This window comes from Hyalangium sp. (assembly GCF_045802625.1).
Taxonomy (GTDB): domain Bacteria; phylum Myxococcota; class Myxococcia; order Myxococcales; family Myxococcaceae; genus Hyalangium.
In genome coordinates this window covers 1-3,511 of record NZ_JBJMQP010000237.1, presented here as the reverse complement: position 1 = coordinate 3,511, position 3,511 = coordinate 1, and the positions used below count along the sequence as shown (strand labels likewise).

The following is a 3,511-nucleotide window of genomic DNA, read 5'->3' as shown; positions in this document are numbered from 1 at the left end:
GAGTGGTTCACCGATCTCATCGTCGACTTGATCTCCGAGGCGATGGACATCGACATCGAGCAGCTCGAGAACATCGTCGACGCCCCCTCGGCGCTCATGTGCCTGCCGTCGATCAATCTGGATCTGCCCAAGATTGGCTCGGTGACGGTGGGGCTCTTCTCACATGGCGAGCACGCCGCACTGGATGAATATATGGGCTTCGCGGGAGCCCCCCACCACTACGAGGAGCCTCCTCTTCCGAGCGGCTGCGGGCGGCTCCTGGATACGGCCGAGTTCGACTCCCAGCGCTTCCAGGCGATGCGCAACACGCTCACCACGGCGAAGCTGGTGCTCCTCGACGGCCCGCAGCTGGACCAGATGCTGAAGGACATCCTGCACCGAGACATCTCCACCTATCACAGTGGAGACAACATCCTCGTGACGCAGACGAAGGGCACGAGCGCCAGCTGGCTCAACCTCATCGACGGCGATCACGCGTGGCGCCAGGACGGCCAGCCGGTGTTCGGCGTACGGCCGCCGATGAAGACGGGGGGCAACGGCAACTTCCCCATCTGGGAGAGCTGCGCCCTGCGGCCCGCGTTCCGTGTCCTCTTCCAGGATTGGGAGAATCCGTACCTCAACCCTGGCAGTCCCCAGTTCCCGGACCTCGAGGACGCGCCGAGCCCCGACGAGGACAACGACCCGGAGGCACCGACGAGCAAGCACGCACTCACCGGCAATGTCTACACCCAGGGAGGCCAACTCTTCGTCGGGCCGGGCCACAGCTTCACGCTGACGGCTCACGACCTGCCCGCTGAAAGGTCCTTCCCGGACAGCGCCATCGGCCTGCAGCGGCGGATCTACACCGACCCTCAGACGGCCCCCGACTTCATGGCCGCAGTGCAGGGCAAGCCCTTCTCCCTGCAGGGCCCGGATGGGCGCTACTTCGTGGAATACCGTTCATCCGACCCGTGCCACACCTTTCCGACGGAGCCGCTGCCTGTCGGCACGCCGGAAGCGAGCCACACGGTCGAGGCGTACCTCGACACCACGGCACCGGTGGTCACGTGCAACACGCCTCCCTTCAACCGGAGCTTCACTCCCGACGAAACCTCTAGGGTCGACTTCGGGGTGGGCGACGGGACGCTCGGCTCTGGCGTCGCATCCGTCAGCGCCACCATCAATGGCGTCCTCACCGAGACCGGGCCGGTGCCCATCACCCAGGGGGCCACCCTCGACATGATGCAGTACACGCCAGGTGTCCACACCGTGGCGGTGACGGCGGCGGACCACCTGAACAACAGCGCGGTAACGGCTTGCCAGTTCGAGATCCATGCCGACCCCTCGAGCCTCAGGAAGCTCGTGGAGCGGCTCCTGCGGATGGGCCTCATCCGGAATCCCGGCCTGGCGAACTCGCTCGACACGAAGCTCCGGGAAGCGGAAGCCAGCCGTGCGCGTGGTCTCATCCATGTCGAGCGGAACGTGCTCGAGGCGCTGATCCACGAGCTTGAGGCTCAGCGGGGCAAGGGTATCAACGCGCCGCGAGCCAACCAGCTCATCTCCTTCATTCAAGACCTCATTGCCCGCGGTGGCTAGTGGAGTGTCTACGAAGTGAGTAGACATAGTCGCGGGGGATGCATAGCTCTTCTCGATGAGAAGACGCCCCCCGCGGCTGATCCATCTGAAGCCCGCCGAGGTTGACTACCTCGAGAGCCTGGTGCGAGACGGACGTACCGAGCAACGCATGGCGCGCCGAGCGCGCATCCTGCTGGCCATGACGGACCCGGACACCATCGTGTCCGAGTTGGCCGAGCAGCTCGGTCAGGATCGGCGGACTATCTGGGCGCTGTGTCGTCGCTTCGAAGCACTCGGAGCGGACGTCGTAAAGGATGCACCGCGCTCCGGCCGTCCGCGGGAGCTTTCCCCCCCTCCAGCGCGTCGAAGTGGTTCGCCTGGCTTGCTGCGAGCCAGCCGGGGTCGGGCTGCACATGACGCACTGGTCCACCCGCAGCCTGGCTCGCGCCGCTCAACTGCGAGGCATCGCCCCCAGCCTCTCCCACTCCGAGGTATCCCTCATTCTCAGGGATGCGGACCTGCAGCCGCACCGCTCTCGCTACTGGAAGACACCGACGCCTGACGACACCTTCCGTCACCAGGCGGCGCAGGTTCTCTGGTGCTACGAGCGTGCCCAGGCCTTGGCCCAGCGCGGCGAGGTGGTGTTGTGCCTGGACGAGAAGCCCAACATCCAGGTGCTGGAGCGAAGGTGCCCCACGCGCTCCGCGCGGCCGGGCCATATCGAGAGACGGGAGTTCGAGTACGTACGGCATGGCACGGTGAACTTCCTGGTGAAGTTGGTGGTGCACTCAGGCCGGATGCGGGGCTGGTGCTTGGAGCGCAATGACGGCGCCTGCTTGCGGGCAGTGCTCCCCCAAGTGCTTGGCGACCATCGCGATGCGCGACGCATCCATCTCATCTGGGACAACGGCTCCAGCCACATTGCTCAGCAGACGCGCGACTGGCTGCGCGACAATGCCCCGCATGTGCGGGTGCTCTACACCCCGGCCCATTCCTCCTGGCTCGATCAGGCCGAGTTGCTGCTACGCGCCTTCGCAGCGCGCTATCTCCAACGAGGAGACTGGGCCAGCCGCTCCGAGTTCATCGCCCACCTCAATGCGAGCTGGCCCGAGTACAATCGCCTCTATGCCCACCCGTTCACTTGGTCTTGGACCCGCTCCAAGATGCACGAGTGGGTGGCGCGGCACTTCGCCTGACTTTGTCCAACAACTTCGTGGACACTCCACTAGCGGGGGAGCCCAAAACAAACCATGAAGACGACGATCCTGACCGCTGTCACTGCCCTCCTCGTAGGCTGCTCCGGGATGCCCGAGCAGGAGAACACCTCTCCCGCGCCTGAGCCTGAGCCCGGCTGGCACCGTCCGCCGCTTCAGTCCGATCCCACGCCGCACGTCCTCGAGCGCTACGATGTGAACGGCAACAAGCAGATCGATCCCGCCGAGCGCGAGCTGCTGCGCAAGAACATCCAGCTCCGCTTCCAGAGCGAGCGGCAGGCGCTCATGGCAAAGTACGACCTCGATCGAAACGGCACGCTCGATGCCGGCGAGATGCAGGCCGCCCTCAACGATCGCGAGGCCGTGCGCGCCATTGCTCGGAGTTACGCCCTCAAGAAGTTCGACGAGAATGGCGATGGCGTGCTCGATGAGGAGGAGAAGACGAAGATGCGGACCGCTGAGAGCCTCTTCGTCTCGGAGGCCATGACCCGAGCGCTCCAGCGCTGGGACAAGAACCTCAACGGCCGCCTCGATCCCCCAGAGTGGGCCGCGCTGGAGGCGAGCCTCAAGCAACAACAGCCCAAGACACCCTGACAGCTGCCGCAGTGAGGCCGAGAACGCCGGAGACTGTTGGCTCCGGCGTTCTCCTCCCCGCCGCTCAAAGGGTGGTCTAAAGTCACCCCGACTGGAGGTAACCGGTCCCTCTTGCTGAGTGAAGGGGTGCCGCAGCGCCTCCCTGCGGG

At 65.4% G+C, this 3,511-nt stretch carries 3 protein-coding genes and 1 pseudogene; all 4 read left to right on the top strand.

Annotation, left to right across the window (positions count from 1 at the left end; translation table 11 throughout):
- Nucleotides 1-1,575 (top strand): FIMAH domain-containing protein (locus ACJ8AT_RS37025; protein ID WP_407742692.1); only part of this gene is annotated, 1,575 nt, incomplete at its 5' end.
- 55 nt (nucleotides 1,576-1,630) lie between these two features.
- Nucleotides 1,631-1,846, top strand: a pseudogene (locus ACJ8AT_RS37020) (helix-turn-helix domain-containing protein); the annotation flags it as partial.
- Nucleotides 1,847-1,967: 121 nt separating this feature from the next.
- Nucleotides 1,968-2,750 carry an IS630 family transposase gene (locus ACJ8AT_RS37015; RefSeq protein WP_407742691.1) on the top strand — a complete coding sequence of 261 codons (783 nt, stop codon included), beginning with the start codon at nucleotides 1,968-1,970 and terminating at the stop codon, nucleotides 2,748-2,750.
- A 54-nt stretch (nucleotides 2,751-2,804) separates the two neighbouring features.
- A complete protein-coding gene (locus tag ACJ8AT_RS37010) occupies nucleotides 2,805-3,362 on the top strand; it encodes an EF-hand domain-containing protein (protein WP_407742690.1) in 558 nt (185 codons plus the stop codon).
- The last annotated feature ends 149 nt before the right edge of the window (nucleotides 3,363-3,511 follow it).

Coding starts and splice junctions, on each gene's coding strand:
- ACJ8AT_RS37010 (WP_407742690.1), top strand. CDS start 2,805: ATGAAGACGACGATCCTGACCGCTGTCACTGCCCTCCTCGTAGGCTGC.
- ACJ8AT_RS37015 (WP_407742691.1), top strand. CDS start 1,968: ATGACGCACTGGTCCACCCGCAGCCTGGCTCGCGCCGCTCAACTGCGA.